At 70.4% G+C, this 15,318-nt stretch carries 13 protein-coding genes and 1 pseudogene; 6 read left to right on the forward strand and 8 right to left on the reverse strand.

The annotated features are described in order from the left end of the window. Nucleotides 1–1,160, forward strand: a pseudogene (locus SCATT_RS40210) (AfsA-related hotdog domain-containing protein); the annotation flags it as partial. Between the two features lie 56 nt (nucleotides 1,161–1,216). After that, nucleotides 1,217–1,681, forward strand: coding sequence for an AfsA-related hotdog domain-containing protein (locus tag SCATT_RS39185; protein WP_239013324.1), 465 nt, complete (start codon nucleotides 1,217–1,219; stop codon nucleotides 1,679–1,681). Nucleotides 1,682–2,044: 363 nt separating this feature from the next. On the opposite strand, the gene SCATT_RS00010 is transcribed toward SCATT_RS39185, so the two are convergent. Both SCATT_RS00010 and SCATT_RS00015 read right to left on the reverse strand, forming a co-directional pair. Further along, nucleotides 2,045–2,473 (reverse strand): MarR family winged helix-turn-helix transcriptional regulator, encoded by a 429-nt coding sequence (locus tag SCATT_RS00010; RefSeq protein WP_407696641.1) that lies wholly within the window; start codon nucleotides 2,471–2,473, stop codon nucleotides 2,045–2,047. A gap of 212 nt (nucleotides 2,474–2,685) precedes the next feature. Further along, a complete protein-coding gene (locus SCATT_RS00015) occupies nucleotides 2,686–3,369 on the reverse strand; it encodes a TetR/AcrR family transcriptional regulator (RefSeq protein WP_014140780.1) in 684 nt (227 codons plus the stop codon). Between the two features lie 87 nt (nucleotides 3,370–3,456). On the opposite strand from SCATT_RS00015, the gene SCATT_RS00020 reads away from it, so the two are divergent. Further along, a complete protein-coding gene (locus SCATT_RS00020) occupies nucleotides 3,457–4,092 on the forward strand; it encodes an NAD(P)-dependent oxidoreductase (RefSeq protein ID WP_014627187.1) in 636 nt (211 codons plus the stop codon). Nucleotides 4,093–4,307: 215 nt separating this feature from the next. Here the strand turns inward: SCATT_RS00020 and SCATT_RS00025 are convergent, their stop codons facing one another. Both SCATT_RS00025 and SCATT_RS00030 read right to left on the reverse strand, forming a co-directional pair. Then, nucleotides 4,308–4,736 (reverse strand): hypothetical protein, encoded by a 429-nt coding sequence (locus SCATT_RS00025; protein ID WP_014140782.1) that lies wholly within the window; start codon nucleotides 4,734–4,736, stop codon nucleotides 4,308–4,310. A gap of 195 nt (nucleotides 4,737–4,931) precedes the next feature. Next, complete coding sequence (locus SCATT_RS00030; protein WP_014140783.1) at nucleotides 4,932–5,909, reverse strand: LysR family transcriptional regulator; 978 nt, start codon at nucleotides 5,907–5,909, stop codon at nucleotides 4,932–4,934. Between the two features lie 159 nt (nucleotides 5,910–6,068). On the opposite strand from SCATT_RS00030, the gene SCATT_RS00035 reads away from it, so the two are divergent. Further along, nucleotides 6,069–7,340 (forward strand): MFS transporter, encoded by a 1,272-nt coding sequence (locus SCATT_RS00035; RefSeq protein WP_042507598.1) that lies wholly within the window; start codon nucleotides 6,069–6,071, stop codon nucleotides 7,338–7,340. Nucleotides 7,341–7,524: 184 nt separating this feature from the next. Here the strand turns inward: SCATT_RS00035 and SCATT_RS00040 are convergent, their stop codons facing one another. From SCATT_RS00040 to SCATT_RS00050, 3 genes are all read right to left on the reverse strand, one after another. Further along, complete coding sequence (locus tag SCATT_RS00040) at nucleotides 7,525–7,959, reverse strand: DUF2267 domain-containing protein (RefSeq protein WP_014140785.1); 435 nt, start codon at nucleotides 7,957–7,959, stop codon at nucleotides 7,525–7,527. An 871-nt stretch (nucleotides 7,960–8,830) separates the two neighbouring features. After that, a complete protein-coding gene (locus SCATT_RS00045) occupies nucleotides 8,831–10,342 on the reverse strand; it encodes an MFS transporter (protein ID WP_407696642.1) in 1,512 nt (503 codons plus the stop codon). A gap of 639 nt (nucleotides 10,343–10,981) precedes the next feature. Then, nucleotides 10,982–11,692 carry a nucleoside/nucleotide kinase family protein gene (locus tag SCATT_RS00050; RefSeq protein WP_014627193.1) on the reverse strand — a complete coding sequence of 237 codons (711 nt, stop codon included), beginning with the start codon at nucleotides 11,690–11,692 and terminating at the stop codon, nucleotides 10,982–10,984. Between the two features lie 386 nt (nucleotides 11,693–12,078). On the opposite strand from SCATT_RS00050, the gene SCATT_RS40680 reads away from it, so the two are divergent. Next, nucleotides 12,079–12,240, forward strand: a complete 162-nt coding sequence (locus SCATT_RS40680; protein WP_014627194.1) for a hypothetical protein — start codon at nucleotides 12,079–12,081, stop codon at nucleotides 12,238–12,240. Between the two features lie 870 nt (nucleotides 12,241–13,110). Here SCATT_RS40680 and SCATT_RS00055 read toward each other — a convergent pair. Beyond that, nucleotides 13,111–13,878, reverse strand: coding sequence for a rhomboid-like protein (locus SCATT_RS00055; RefSeq protein ID WP_014140792.1), 768 nt, complete (start codon nucleotides 13,876–13,878; stop codon nucleotides 13,111–13,113). 352 nt (nucleotides 13,879–14,230) lie between these two features. On the opposite strand from SCATT_RS00055, the gene SCATT_RS00060 reads away from it, so the two are divergent. Beyond that, on the forward strand, nucleotides 14,231–15,232 hold the full coding sequence (locus SCATT_RS00060) for a DUF5954 family protein (protein WP_014140793.1): 1,002 nt from the start codon (nucleotides 14,231–14,233) through the stop codon (nucleotides 15,230–15,232). The last annotated feature ends 86 nt before the right edge of the window (nucleotides 15,233–15,318 follow it).

Below are 15,318 nucleotides of genomic sequence, written 5' to 3' on the forward strand. Positions count from 1 at the left end.
CCAGGCCCGCACCACCCACACCGGCCCACCAGGCCCGCACCCACACGACCCACCCACCACCAGCCCAACCCCAACCACCACCACCGGCCTACCCCGCCCGCACCACCGGCCCGACCCGGGCCCGCACCACACAGACCCCACACCGGCCAACCCGGCCGCACCACCACCGGCCCACCCACCACCCGGCACCACCCCACCGGACAACCCACCCCACCCCAGGACAGGAGACACCACCCACCCACAACCACCACCCACCCGCCAGGCCGGCAGCCCACCCACCCCAGGCCCCGCCACACCCGAAGAAACCCGCACAACCACCACACCCCCACCCCGGCCGGCCACCACACCCCCACCCCGGCCGGCCACCACCCCGCAACCCCCACCCCACACCCGGGAAACCGCCACACCCGACGAACCGTCACAACCACACCCGACGAACCGTCACACCCCAGGCACCGCCCCTCACACCAGCCGGCACCCACCCACCCGACAACCCGTCACCCACCCCAACAGCCCGCACACCCGGCCACCCGGCCACCCACCCCGACAACCCGCACACCCGTCACACCCGGCCACCACCCCGGACCCCGCCACCACCCCGGCCCCGGCCCCGGCCCACCAACCACACCAACCACCCACCCACCACCCACCCATCCGGCACCAACCCAGCACCAGCCCACCCACCACCCACCGCACCAACCACCAAGGGGGACACCACACATGACCACCGCCATCACCCCACCCCGCACCACCCACACCCCACCCACCACACCACCCCACCACCCACCCCCCTCACCACCACCGTCCCCCGCCAACTCGTCCACCGCGCCGCCCACGCCGAAGTCCTCCTCACCAGCTACCGCCAGACCACCCCCGACCACCACACCATCACCGCCCAATGGCCCCGCAACCACCCCTTCTACCACCCCGTCAACCACCACCACGACCCCCTCCTCCTCATCGAAACCATCCGCCAGACCATCCCCCTGCTCACCCACACCACCTACAACGCCCCCCTCGACCACAAACAAATCTGGAAAACCCTCACCCTCACCATCCACCACCCCCACCACCTCAAAACCACCCCCACCCCACCCCACATCGAAATCCACACCACCACCACCCACATCACCCACCACCGCAACACCCCCCACACCATCCACCTCACCTACACCATCACCAAAGACCACCAACCCCTCGCCACCGCCACCACCCAATACACCAACCACTCCCCCACCATCTACCACCGCATCCGCCAACCCCACCACCCCACCACCCACACCCCCACCCCACCCCCCACCACCCTCAACCCCACCCACCTCAACCGCACCAACCCCCACGACATCGTCCTCACCACCACCCCCACCCCCACACCTACCTCCTACGCACCGACACCACCCACCCCACCCTCTACGACCACCCCACCGACCACACCCCCGGCATGCTCCTCCTCGAAGCCGCCCGCCAAGCCACCCACCACCAACACCACCCCACCCCCCACACCATCACCCACCTCACCACAACCTTCCACCACTACACCGAACACCACACCCCCACCCACATCCACACCACCACCCAACCCCACCCCACCCAACCCCACACCCACACCACCACCACCCACACCACCCAAAACCACACCACCACCACAACCACCACCATCACCACCACCACCCACCCCTAACCCCACACACGGCACAACAAACACGTGTGGCTCATCGCAAGCCTGCGATGAGCCACACACCTACATCCGCCCCGGGTGAGTCACCCGAAGTCACCGTTCACCCGCTTCTTCAGCCGTGCCAGCAACGAAAAGCCCGGAGCGCGTCGTCGACGTCGATGCGCGTCGGGCAATGAGGGCACACCACGCCCCCAGTGGCAGTCACGCCACAAAGACATCTCAAGTGACCAGCACTCGAAGCGCTTGAAGACCACATCTGCCAGAAGCTGATGCCTTTACGGCGCGCCGCAACCTCCACGCAGCATCGCCGACCGCGTCACCATCGGTCTCCCTACCAGTACCAGCATTCGGCACCAGCAACGGAACCTACGCATTCCTGCTGCCTTCTACATTGGCAATCATCCTGCGCAGTACCTTGAGCGCGGCCACGTACTCTTCGTCGCTGATGCCCTCGTGGACCAGCGCCCGCAGTTCGGTCACCAGCTCACGCACGTGCACCCTGGCGGTTTCTCCGGCGTCGGTGAGGTGGAGACGCTGGTCGGCGTCGGTCCGCAGCCAGCCGCGGTGAAGCAGTTGGCCGAGGACGCGGGGGATTTCGTGTTGTCCATCGGCAAGAGGCGTCAGTTGGTCGACCACTTCGGTGCGGCTCGGGGCCGCGGGAGCGTACTTGACGCGGTTGAGTACCCAGTATTGCGGCTGCGTGATGTCGATCTTGGCCATGGCGTCGCGCAATTGCCGGGTGACGGCTGTGTGCGCCAGGCCGCTCCAGTAGCCGATGGGCTGAGTAGTCAGCATGTCGTCGGTGGCGGTCGGATCAGCCGGTGCCTGGTCGATGGTGGTCCGAATCAACGAATCCAGGCTCACGAGGCTATAGCTCTGCGCCTCAGCCCAACACCGTCGCCGAACGTCACAACAAGCACTCCAACTGTTGCGCGGCCGGCTACGCCTCCGACGAACACACCACCGCACAAAGGACGACATCTGGCGGTTCAGCGAACCACCAGAAATCAGTCGCAGCCCTTCCGATCCTCCGTCCCCCGTCCTCCCGGGCCCGCGATGCCGTTGAGTACCGTGTGGACGATTTCCCGGGCGAAGTCGTCCTCGCTCTCCGGCTTGAGGACGCCTTCGGGCGCGTCGGAGGCATAGAAGAGAGCGAGGAAGGCGCGGTGGAAGCACGCGCCGATGAGGAGTGATGCGGCGGCGTCCGGGTCGATGTGCGGGGAGACACGGCCGAGACGCTGTTCGACCACAAGGTAGGCGGCCAGGTGTTGCGTCGCTTCATGAGGGCCGGCGCCATCGAGGTCGAGTTTGCGGCGATGGGCGGCGAGCAGTTCGGGGCTGGCGAACAGGGACGCGGCCATGGGGAACGACTGCCGGTAGAACGGTACGGCGACGCGGGCGACGCCTTCCAGATGCTCGGCGACCTCTCCCTCACCCGCACGCGTGGGCAACTGGGCCAGCGCGTCGGACAGTCGCGGCGCCCGCTCGTGCAGCACGCGGACGAAGATCTCCTCCTTGTCACGGAAGTGCTTGTACAGCGCGGCTTCCGAGCACCCGGCCGCCCGGGCGATCTCCTTCGTCGTGGTCCGGGTGATCCCGACGGACGTCATGAGGCGGGCAGCGGCGTCCAGGATGCGCGAGCGCGTCAGGGCACCGCCGGTCAGGGATGGCCGGACGGCTTCTCGGGTCATGCGTGAAGTCTACTTTGACAGGTGGGTGAGTATTCACTCACCCTCTTCAACGGGTAGGTAAGTGGTCACTCACCTCTCGGAGGAATGATGAAGCTCACCGTGCTCGGCGGCACTGGCGGCGTTGGTCGGCACATCGTCACCCATGCCCTGACGGACGGGCACTCGGTCACCGCGGTTGTACGCGACCCCGGCCGACTCGCGGTCCGTCACCCAGAACTCTCAGTCGTGACGGCCAACGCTCTCGACGCCACCTCGGTGCAGGACGCCATCGAAGGCGCAGACGCCGTGCTGTCCGGGATCGGCGCAGCCGGCCGCCGCGATCCCCTCAAGCCCGCCTCGACATCCGCTCGCGCCGCCGTGACCGCGATGAAGGCCACCGGGGTACGCCGGATCATCGTCGTCAGCGCAGGACCGCTCAACCGCTCCGGGACCGGCCAGTCCTGGCTCTCACATCACCTGTTCTCCCCCTTGCTCTGGGCCTTGCTGAAGGACGTCTACACCGACCTCGAACTGATGGAACACACCCTGCGGGACAGCGGACTGGACTGGACCTCCGTGCGCCCTCCGAAACTGACGGACAAGCCCGGTACGGGACGTTACCGACGGGCTGTCGACGCGGGACCGTACGGCAGCGCCATCTCCCGCGCCGATGTGGCGCGGGCCATGCTCGACTGCCTCAACACTCCCGACACCGTCGGCCACGCCCTCGGCGTCAGCCACTGAGTGCACAACCTCGGCACCATGACCCCCGACCTCGAATCGCGGCCATCGGGTCGGCGCAACACCGATCGGGCGACCAGCCGGACACCACCCCACCTCAACCGCCGACGACCACGCTAACCAACGGTTCCCATCCGCTCCGTTACGGCCACCGCAGTCGCCCCGGCACCACATCCGCCTCGTATCGCCCTCGGCCCACTGTCCACCCGCCGCGTCGATCACCCCGCCCGGTCGGAACGGCGCAAACGGCCTGGCGTCGCACCGGCCAGCGCCCACACGGCCATGACGACGATGATCGCCTCAACGACGAGTGATACAACACCCAGCAGTTCGAGCCAGTTGCCGTAGTCGTCCTCGTCGGTGGGTATGGGCGTTGCCCGGGTGACCACGTACCCGACGAACGTCAGCAGGGCGGTGAGCCCTCCGAGAGCCCAGCCGAGCCGTGGGGCGCGAGCCACCAGCAGAAGGGCTGCTGTCCCGGTACCGACAGCGCTGGCGATGAAACCGACGAGGAGGAACGGCACGTCGGCATCGGTGGCCTCGTAGGCGTGGATGGCGGTCGCCGCCAGCAACAGCCCTACCGCCGGCAGCCGCCACTCCCACCGCTCAGCCAGGGCGTCCGAAGCTGTGACAGAGCTGCCCGGCATGACACCTCCCAGGCGATGCGGCCCCCCTCGAACAATGGAGGGCTACCCCTCTGGGCGCTAACCACTCGGCTCCCCCCGTCGCATGGCAAGCCATGGGGGCCGGCGCGGGGTGCGCAGTACCCCCAGGTCCGTGGAACACGCCGTACACGTCGATGGGCGGCTCAACCAGCGAATCGATGGCAGATGTGCTGTCGGCTACCGGACCATCACCGCCCCGACGGACTCCGCTATCCGAGACATCTCCTCCGCCGGAACAAGCTCCGGTAGCTCCTGCGCTCCCTCCGGTTCACGGGCCTCTGCGACCGATCCCCAGAAGGCACGGAGCCGTGCGTCGTCGGCGCCGTGCCGGCGGACCAGGGCGAGGACCGACCCGGGCAGGCCGGAGACGGGGACGAAGCTGATGTCACGGCGGGTGTGGTGGCTGGCGGTGGGGGCGCACAGCAGCATCGCGCCACGGTTGGCGGCGGCCATGGCGATCCCTTCCTGGAGGGTGGTGACCGTAGGACCACGGGGGATCGGCCGACCACCCGGGGTAACGGTGGGGGCCTGCGCGTGGCGCCAGTAGTCCGGGGCCGGCTCACCGGGGGTGATGAGCGCGCACTCGGCGAGTTCCTCAGCCGACAGTGACGTGCGTGAGGCGAACGGGTTGCGCACCGAGACCGCGAGTGTTTGCGGCTGGGTTCCGAAGACGGGACCGACGACCAGATCGGGTTCGGCGGACGGGAGCAGCACTGCCGCTGTGTCCACCTGGCCGCGGCGCAGTGCGCCGAACGGATCCGACAGCGGCAGCTCGGTGATCTCCACGGTGCATCTGGGATACCGGCTGCAGAAGGTGTCGATTGCGTTGAGTACGCGTTCATCGGCGGTGCCCTGGAAGCCGAGTCGGAGCACGCCGTCGACTCCGTGAGCTTCGGCGCGTGCGTCGGCCACCGCCGCGCGGAGGGCGGCGTACGCGGGCCGCAACCCGTTCAGCAGTCGCTGACCGAGCGGAGTGAGCACGACCCGGCGGCTGGTACGTTCCACCAACGGGGCGCCTATGCGCCGTTCCAGGGACCGCAGCAGTTGGCTGACGCGGCTCTGCGAGACGTACAGGCGCTGCCCGGTGCGGCCGAAGTGCAGTTCCTCGGCGAGCACCAGGAAACATTCCAGTTCCCGGATGTCCAGTTCGCTCATCGGTCCGATTCGCCCCCTCCTCGTTGCTCTCACCTTGCTCAACGTCACCGTCCGTACACGACGTTCCCGTTGGCCGAAGATTCGCGATAAGTAACACTCATCGCAAGGATGAGCTCTTCGGCGTTGATCTCTCAGACCCGCAGTCGTCACGCTGAGTACATGTTGAACACGGATTCATGTACCGGGGGATCCACCGCGAAGAACTGGTCGGCGGTGGCAGCGGTCGCGGCCGGGACGTTCTCGGTGGTGACCAGCGAGATGCTGCCGGTCGGCCTGCTCACCTCGATCGGTGGCGAGTTGCACGCTTCGGACGGGACGGCGGGGCTGGCCGTGACGGTCCCCGGCGTGGTCGCCGCCGTATCGGCCCCTTTGACGACCGTGCTGTCCGGTCGGCTGGACCGACGATGGCTGTTGGTTTCGTTGCCCGCCTTGCTCGCGGTAGCCAATCTGCTGTCCGCCGTCGCCCCGAGCATCGCTGTCCTGGTGGCACTTCGCGTCCTGGTCGGGGTGGCCATCGGCGGAGTCTGGGCGATTGCTGCGGGGCTCGCCGTCCGGCTCGTTCCCAAGGTATCGGTGGGCCGGGCAACATCCTTGATCTTCAGTGGCATAGCGCTTGCCTCCGTTCTCGGTGTGCCGGCCGGGACCCTGATAGGCCAGTTGTTCGGCTGGCGTGCGGCGTTCGCCGCCGCGGGGACGGCGACGCTGCTGGTCACCGGTGCCCTGGCCCTACTGCTTCCGCCGCTTCCGGTCGACCGGGCCGTGCGCTTCACGGACGTGCCCGCCTTGCTACGCGGCCGTCGGCTGCGGCTGGGGCTGGTCGTCGTGCTCCTGCTGGTGACGGGGCACTTCGCGGCGTACACGTATGTACAACCGGCGTTGGAAAGGCTTTGGGGGGTCGGACATGGCTTGGTGAGTCCGTTGCTGCTCGGGTACGGGGTGGCGGGCGTGGTCGGCAACTTCGTCGGCGGCGCCGGCTCGGCGCGGAACCCCCGCGGGGTGCTGGTGGTGATCTGCACCGTCTTGGGAGCTGTGGTGCTGACGATGTCGTTCGGCGGTGTACGCACCGGAGTGGCTGTCGTACTGCTCGCCGTGTGGGGGCTGGCGTACGGCGGTGTGTCGGTGAGCACGCAGAGTTGGTTGATGGTGACCGCGCCTCATGCCAAGGAGGCGGTGTCCGCGTTGTTCGTCACGGTGTTCAACACGGCGATGTCGCTGGGGGCGTTGGCTGGTGGACGAGCGGTGGACGTCTTCTCACTCGCCGGCGCGATGCGGCTGGGTGGTCTGCTGGTGCTGGCGGCGTTGGTCGCGGTGGTGCTCACGGGATCGCTGCGGCCGGACAGCACGTCGGTTGCGGGCGAGTCGGCAATGGTCGAGGATCGCGTACCGGACGATCGAATAGGCGGCCTCGCCCGGTGTGCAGAACGTGAGTAGTCCGGCGTGGGAATAGGCCAGGCCGACTGTCCCGGCCGGCGGCACACGCACAATCGGGCGGGCGTGGTCACCCGGGGGCACGCACGCTGAGCAGAAGACAGTGTGTCGGGTCGACGGCAGCGAATGCGGGCCGCAGGTCCCGACCGGCGAGGTTCGTCACACGGTATCTGGTACCGGCGAACCGCTACGTGGTCAGTTCCGACTGCCTGGCTCGGGTGGTGGGCAGGAGTTCCCGGATGTCGTGAGGGAGGGCGTGGTCCAGTTTGGCCATGAGCTCGGGCGAGAGTGCCGCGTCGAGCACCTCCAGGACCGCACCTGCGTGCCGGATGGCGACCTCCTCGGAGGTACCACCACGCCAGGCGATCCGGGCCGCGAAGGTCGCCAGGTCAAATCGGGTCCCTTTGGCTCGCTCCTCGGGCGAGGCTTCATGAGAGGTGGTGACACGAAGGAGGTGCTCAGCGATCTCGCGGGGCAGTTGAGCGGCCAGGTGTTCGGCGAGTCCGTCCGGTATCCGTTCGGCCAGCGTCTCGAGGGTGGCGCGTACGGCGCGTTCGGCCGTTCCGCGGTCGGGGAGCGCGGCCAGTGACTGTACTTGGCCGATGAATTCGTCGTGACGCATGATGTCAGGCTCCGTGTGTCGGCTCCCTGTGACTGTGGCCGCCGTTGGCCAGCGGCCTGGTCGCTCGGAACGGCGGCCTTGATCCCGGGAGCGGTGACGGTGGTGCCAGTGCTGTCGGGGTCCGGCTGCCCCGGTGTCGGTGGGTCGGGGTGCGTGTTGTGAGCGTGCCTTCGGTTTCGGGAACGGGCCCTCTGGCGTGGGGCGTCGGGTGTGGGCTCCGGGAACGTGGGGGTGCGGTCGGCCCCGGTGGCTGGTTCCGAGCCGGCACCCGCGCCTCGGTCGTCGTTCCGTCGCCCCGAGTCCCTCGGCCTGGATCCGTTGCCCCACTCGTGTTCGTGACGCGGTCCTGCCCAACAGTGGTCAGCCGCTCAGGACACCCGAGAAGGCGCCCCAGCGACTCGTCAGTTCACCGCTCTTCGCGGACGGGAGACGGACCAACCACCCGTGGGCCGACTCGCCCGAGAGGCCCGTCCTTCTCGGAAGAGTCGGGGCCCGGTGCCGAGGGTGTCGCCGAACGGGGCCGGTCGGCTTCGTCGGGGCGGTGGCGGAAGGGTTGGCCTTCCCCGTCGACCCAGGGGTCGGGGCCGGTGCCGTTCCCGGCCCGATGCCGCCGGATTGGCCGCCGCCGGTGGTCCCGTAGCCGTTCGCGGTACCCCGGTGGGTGGCCCGGACGCCGGCGTGGCACTCAGGAGGACGGCAGTTGGAGGGGCACGGGTGACTGCACGTTGCCCGTCCGCCTGGCGTGCGGCTCGGGAGGCTCGTTCGGGTTGGGCATCGAGGGGCTTGGGGGTGGGGGCTGGGTCGCGTGAGTGGGGTCGCGCTCACCAGGGGATTCGTGCTGAATGTCGTGTTTGCGGGTCATGGCCGTCTCCTACCCTTCGGGGTTCCGGGCATGCGGTGGCGGCGGAGGGTCGGTGGGCCCCGGATGGGTCGCGTGGCGGGAGCGGGCGTGCGCCGGACGGTGCCGGGCGGAGCGCTTGGGCAGTCGGCCGCTGAAGACATCGATGAGCGCGATCAGCAGGGCGAGGAGGACGAATGCGACGGAGACGGAGACGGCCACGTCGAGGGCACCGGCCCAGTCGCCGTGGTGGGAGGCGATGTGGGCGAAGAACACGGAGCCGACGGCCGCGATGCCCACGGCGGAGCCGATGCGTTGGCCGGTCTGGAGCACGCCGCCCGCGCTGCCGGCCCGGGCCACCGGCACCTCGCTGAGCGTCAGCGTCTGGTTCGGGGAGATCACCAGGCCGCTGCCGATGCCGGCGAAGAGCAGGGGTGCGGCGGTCAGCCAGCCGACGTGGGGGCCGGAGCCGATGTGGACGGCGACGGCGGCACCGCACAGCCCCACGGCGACCATGATCAGCCCGACCACCACCAGCGGCCGGCCGAAGCGGTGCACCACCCGGCCTCCGACGGCCGCCGCACCGCCGGAGCCAAGGGCGAAGGGGGTGATCGAAAGGCCCGCCAGCAGAGCGCTGTAGTGCAGGCCGTTCTGGAGGTAGAGCGTGAAGATGAAGAAGATCGCGGTGAAGCCGGCGAAGTACACCAGGGACAGCAGGGCGCCGTGCGAGTAGGAGCTGGCCCGGAAGAGTCCGAGGTCGACCAGGGGTTCGGCGTTTCGGCCGTAGTGGTGTTCCCAGCCGACGAAGGCCGCGAGCAGTACCGCGGCCACCAGGATGAGCAGCCACTTGCCCGAGCCGTGCCACTGCTGTTCCTGGACCAGGGGCAGCAGCAGTGCCGCGGTGCCGGCGCCCAGCAGGACGACGCCCAGTGGGTCGAACCGGCCGCGTTTCCGTTCGGAGCCCTGGGCGCGTTCGCCCTGGTGGCCTGGGGCGGGGTACGGGTGGCGTGGGAGGAGGCGGTAGGCGAACGGGAGGGCGGCGATACCGATCGGCAGGTTGACGTAGAACACCCAGCGCCAGCCTTCCTGGGCGCCGAACGCCTGGATGAGCAGGCCGCCGAGGAGGGGGCCGACGGCGGTGGAGACGCCGATGGTGGCGCCGAGCAGTCCGAAGGCACGGCCGCGTTCGGGGCCGCGGAAGAGTTGTTGGATGAAGCCGGAGACCTGGGGCATCAGCACGCCGGCGGAGAGTCCCTGGGCGAGCCGGGCGAGCACCAGCCATACGTCGTTCTGGGCGGCGCCGGCGAGTGCGCTGGTGGCGGTGAAAAGGACCAGGCCGACCATGAAGACGCCACGGCGGCTGCGGGCGTCACCGAGGCGGCCGGCCGGCACCAGCATCAGGCCGTAGGTGAGGGCGTATCCGGAGAGCACCCACTGCAGGGCGCTGTTGGGGGTGTGCAGTCCGTTGCGGATGGAGGGCAGGGCGACGTTGACGATGCTGATGTCGAGCAGGGTCATGAAGCCGGCGACGAGGCAGACCGCCAGGGCGGGCCAGCGGTGGGCGTCGGGAGCGGGGGCGCCGGACGCCGCCGAGGTGTCTTCGGTGCGGGGCGAGGGGGTGTCCGGGGTGTGACCGGGCTCGGGCTCAGTGGTCGCGGAACGGAGGTGGGTCCGCGGTGTGCCGCCGGGCGGGTCGTCCGCCGATGCCCTGCCCTGGTTGTCGCCGAGGCCGTCGTGGGGTGGGTGTGGGGCGTGTGGCGGGTCGGTGGGAGCCGTGTGTTCGCGTCGCCATGCGCCGGTGGCGCGTTCGGCGGGGTCGCCCGGGGGTCCGCCGTGTCCTCGGGGTGGTGTGCTCACGTTGCGGCCTTTCACCGTGCGAAATGCTCTCCCGTCGGCGCGCAAGCCCGCGGGCCGCTGACCCGCTGCGCCCGGCCGCCACCCGGTCCGGCCCGGGTCGGGACGGTGACGGGCGGCTTACGCATTCTCTCCGTGAAGACTGTCCGCCGCAGGGTGGATGCATGCACACGGGTTCGACATACCACACATAGCGGCCCGGTGCCCGTCCAGTGGCCGGAAGCCGGTTCGCTCACGGCTGGCCGACCGGGGGCGTCCCCGGGGCGAAACCATGGCCCCAGGCCGCCGACACCCGCGAAACGCGCCTCGCGGGCCCGCTCACCCCACCGTTCAGTCGGACGGCGCGGGCTTGCGGACCCGCGCAGTGTCGAGGTCGGGCCGTGTGTCGCCGGGATCGGTCGGCTGGGGTGCCGTACCCGGTGGGAAGGTGACCAGCAGGTCGGCGGAGTCGCGGCACGTGGACACCAGAGCCGCGTTGGCTTCGTCGGATTCGTGTACGAAGCGTTCGGCTTCCTGGTGCGGCTTGCCGAAACGCTCGTGTCGGTCGATCAGTCGGCGTACGCGTTCCGGGGCGGGGAGGTCGATCCACCAGACTTCGTCGAGGAGTGAGCGGAGGGCGGTCCATGGGCCGTCGTTCAGCAGGAGGTAGTTGCCTTCGGTGATCACGAGAGGGACGTGTGGTGGGACGGGGATGCTGCCCGCGACAGGTTGTTCGAGTTCGCGATCGAAGGCGGGGGCGTAGACCGTGACGCCCGGTTCCGGGGCACGGAGTCTGCGCAGCAGTGCCGCGTAACCGTGCGGGTCGAAGGTGTCGGGTGCGCCCTTGCGGCCGAGGCGTCCCAGTCTGCGCAGTTCGGTGTCGGCCAGGTGGAAGCCGTCCATCGGGACCCGGACGGCGGCCGGCCCGAGATGGGCGACGAGGTACTCCGCCAACGTGGACTTTCCGGCTCCGGGCGGTCCGGCGATGCCCAGTACGCGTCGGCGTCCGTCGGTGGTCAGTCGGCGGGCGCGATCCAGTAGTTGCCGCGGTGTCGTTGTCATGCCGGACAGTGTGGTCCCTGTCGGTACGGGCGTGTGCCGCGTCGTGCGGGCGTCTGAGCACGCCTGTGCGCGCGGAGTCGCAATGCGGCCCGCCGGCAGACCGTCGGATGCGTTCCCAGAACGTTCCGGACGCGCTGCCGACAGGCCCCCGCACCATCGTCGGGCGGCGGGACGGCATCACGCGTCGACACGCACCAGGGCGTCCACCCCCAAATCGTCACCGCCCCTCATCGTGTTCCGGTTGCGGATTCGCACGAGCATTTACGCAGCGTTGACGGCGTACGGGCACGCGCGGCCCTCGCGCGCGGGGTCACCTTTGTGATCGTCTCGGCGGGCATCGACCTGGCGGAGGGGGCGGAGGCAGCGCTGTCCGTGACGGTGCCGGAGTGGCTGGCATCGTCGCAGGAGTGGGCGATCTGGTCGACGCGGCGCTCATGTCGTTCGGCCTGCTGCCGCCGTTCATCACGACGTTGTCGGTGGGCCGGGGGCTGGTGCAGCCGATGGTGGTGATGGGGCTGCTCACCGCCGGGGTCCTGGCCCGTACCTAAGAAGCTGGTGGTCTACGGCCTCTCCGCGAGTTTCGCCGCGGTGGGCGGGGCGGTGCTCGCCGCCCGGCCGGCTTGGCGCAGCCGCAGGCCGCCAGCGGTGACGAGCTGGACGCGATCGCCGCAGTGGTCACGGGGTGCCGATCCTGGCCGTGCTGCGCAACGGGCTCAACTTGGGGGCGGTGTGCGCCTTCTGGCAGCGGGTGGTGATCTCGTTAGAGGTGCTGTGGGGCTCGGTGCGGCGCCGTGCCTGATCTGTCGGTTTCATGTTGTCCGCCAACATCGTCCGGCAGTGAGGAGTTTGCAGTGCAGACACCCGCGGCCTGTGAGCGTTCCGGTTCCGGCACGATGAGGGTGGCGTTGTCGGTGCCGACGTTCAACAACCCGTACCGCCGACCGTGGGGTCAACAGGACCGGCGTGGCCACCACGGTCGCCTCTGACAACGCGGCGGGCGGCCGGTTCGCCGCCGGGCCCCTGGCCGGCCAACTCGGCGCCAAGGACACCGTCATGGTGCGGCAGGGCACCGCGGGCACTCGACCATCCGGGAACGCGGCGTGGGTTCGCCGAGCAGCCTCCAGCTTCGACCCGCGCCAAGGGGCTGGACGTGATGGCCGACCTCCCCCAGGGCCCCCGGGATCGACGGCGTCTTCGCGCAGAACGACGAGATGGCGCTGCGCGCGGTCAAAGCCCTGGGTCGGCGGTGCGCGACGCCGTTGCGCCGGCCGAGGGCCGCGAGGCCAACAGCACGGCGCGGGCGCAGCTGAAGGTGGTCACCCGGGAGAACGCGGCGGGCACGCGACGGCCCGGGCCAGGGTGCCCGAGCGGACGGCCCCGCGTACCCGGCGTTCGGCCCTGGCCGGGGAGCCGTACGGTCAGGTGGCGGCGGCCTCCCGGGGCGACGCGGTGTCGCCGTCCGCCACGGCGGTCAGCGCGGCGGGGTCCGCGCGGTCGGGCACCGGCTCCGGCACCGGCGCAGCGGTCAGCTCCGGCTCAGGGGCCGGGGACGGGGACGCTGCCGAGGGCGTGGCGGCGCGTACTACGGGGGGACGGGCCACGAGTCGGAAGATGATGGCCCCGGCGACGAGGGCGGTGAGGTGGCCGACCGGGGTGACCCCGAGCCCGGTGATGCCCTCGGCCAGCCGCGGCATGGTCAGGGCGAGTACCGCGGCGCAGGCCAGCCGGTGCCAGCGGCGCGCGCCGCCGAGGATGACGGCGACCAGCGCGGCCACGACGACGTACGAGGGGCCCACGTCCAGCGTGGCGCGTTCGCCGTCCGGCACCTGGCCGGCGGCGATGCGGGCGGCCAGCAGCCCTTCGCTGAGCAGCGTGCCGACGATGTGGCCGGTGGCGGCCACCACGGCGGTGCGTCCGCTGCCGAGCCGGACGCACAGCAGCGCCAGGGCGACGGCGGCCAGCGCGAGGTCGGGCCAGGGTGGGCTGACGCACACCAACGCCGAGACGGCGAGGGCCTCGACGGGGTGGTCGCACAGGTTGTCGACGTTGGTGGAGGCCCAGGAGACCAGTGCCGTCCAGCCGTGGGTGCCGAGCAGCGGCGGCAGCAGCACGGACACCAGCACGGAGAGCACGGTGAAGACCACGGCCGTCAGGTGACGGCGGAACAGCGCGGGCAGGTCGGGCAAGGGGGCCTTCCGTGGGCTCGGCGGAGGCGGGTCCGCGACCGGCGACATGGGGTGCCCATCCGGCCGGGCGCCGGGGGCGGTTGGGCGGGCGGGTACGGCAAGTCTGCCAGCGCCCGGCCAGGCGGGCATCCCGGCCCGTTCCCCGGTCGCCCGGCCGGTTCCGGACCGGTCCGCCTCCTAGGCCGGAGGACGAACGGGCGGCGGCGGATGGTTCCCGGTGTTCGAACCGTCGGCCACCCGGCTGCGAACATCCGGACGGGCGTGCGAGACATGGTGGACGAAGGCCGCCCGTCAAGGAGCACCGATTGCCGGAACGCCTGCGTACGGCACGGCCGCCCGGCACACTGCGTTCATGGCACATCACCGTGAGAACACCCCCGACCACCGCGTCATCCGGGTGACGCGGCAGGACTCCCCGGTGGCCGACCTGGCCGATCTGGAGGCGTGGGAGGCCCGCGAACGCTATCCGGAACTGCGGCTGCGCGGGCCGCTGTTCGCGATCGGGCACCGGCGTGACGACGGGTTGTGGCAGATCGTGATCCTGGACGAGGGCAACCCGCAGGACGCCCGCAACTCGTGGAACTGGCGGCTGCGCGACCAGGCCGCCGGGACCGCGGACGCCATGGAGCGCGATGCCTGTCTGGCGGCGGCGGAACGTCTGGAGTGGGAGCCGCTGAACGAGATGACCGTGCTGGGCCGCGACCACCGGGTGATCCGCGGCGACTTGTTCCTGCGGTTCGGCACCGACGGGCCGGAGCCGCCGCGCCCGACCGATCCGGATCCGGTGCCGGCCGAGGGCGAGCGCGAGCCGCGCCCCCGGGCCGAGGGGTTCGTCATCGACCCGGGCGCCGGCACCGGCATGGCCGAGGGGCTGCTCAAGGCGGAGTTGACCACGTTCGCCTACTCGCCGCAGGTCGTTCCGCCGGAGGTGTACGCCGATTCGGTGCGGGCGCGCCGGACGCATCCGGGAGTGGTGCTGCTGCCCGCGGTCTACGGTGTGGCGGAGTGCGGCGCGGAGGGCAAGTGGTCACCGATCACCGGTATCTGTCCGACGCCGCATTCGGCGCGCGAGTTCCTCGTGCACTACCTGCGGAACTTCGCGCCCCGGTTGCGGACGATGGCGGACGGGGACCGGGCGGCGTACGCACGGGCCGCCGAGCGGCTGGCGCGGGAGCGGGTGAACGAGACGGCGGCGGCCGGTCACCGTTTCCGGGTGGTGCGGACCGAGGCGCTGGTGCGGGTCGGTCCGGACGGACCGGAGTTGCCGAGGGCGTCGGACTGGGTGCCCAGCCCGCCGCCGGCCGTCCATGAACAGCAGTTGCGTGAGCAGGGGTTGTGGGACGAGGAGGGGTGACCGGCCGTCGGGGCCCGGTGCCCTCCGGTATGGCGTCGTCGGTTCCGGCGTGCCGTACCGGCCGGGCCCTCGGTCGTCACCGCCAC

This window comes from Streptantibioticus cattleyicolor NRRL 8057 = DSM 46488, assembly GCF_000240165.1.
GTDB classification, from domain to species: domain Bacteria; phylum Actinomycetota; class Actinomycetes; order Streptomycetales; family Streptomycetaceae; genus Streptantibioticus; species Streptantibioticus cattleyicolor.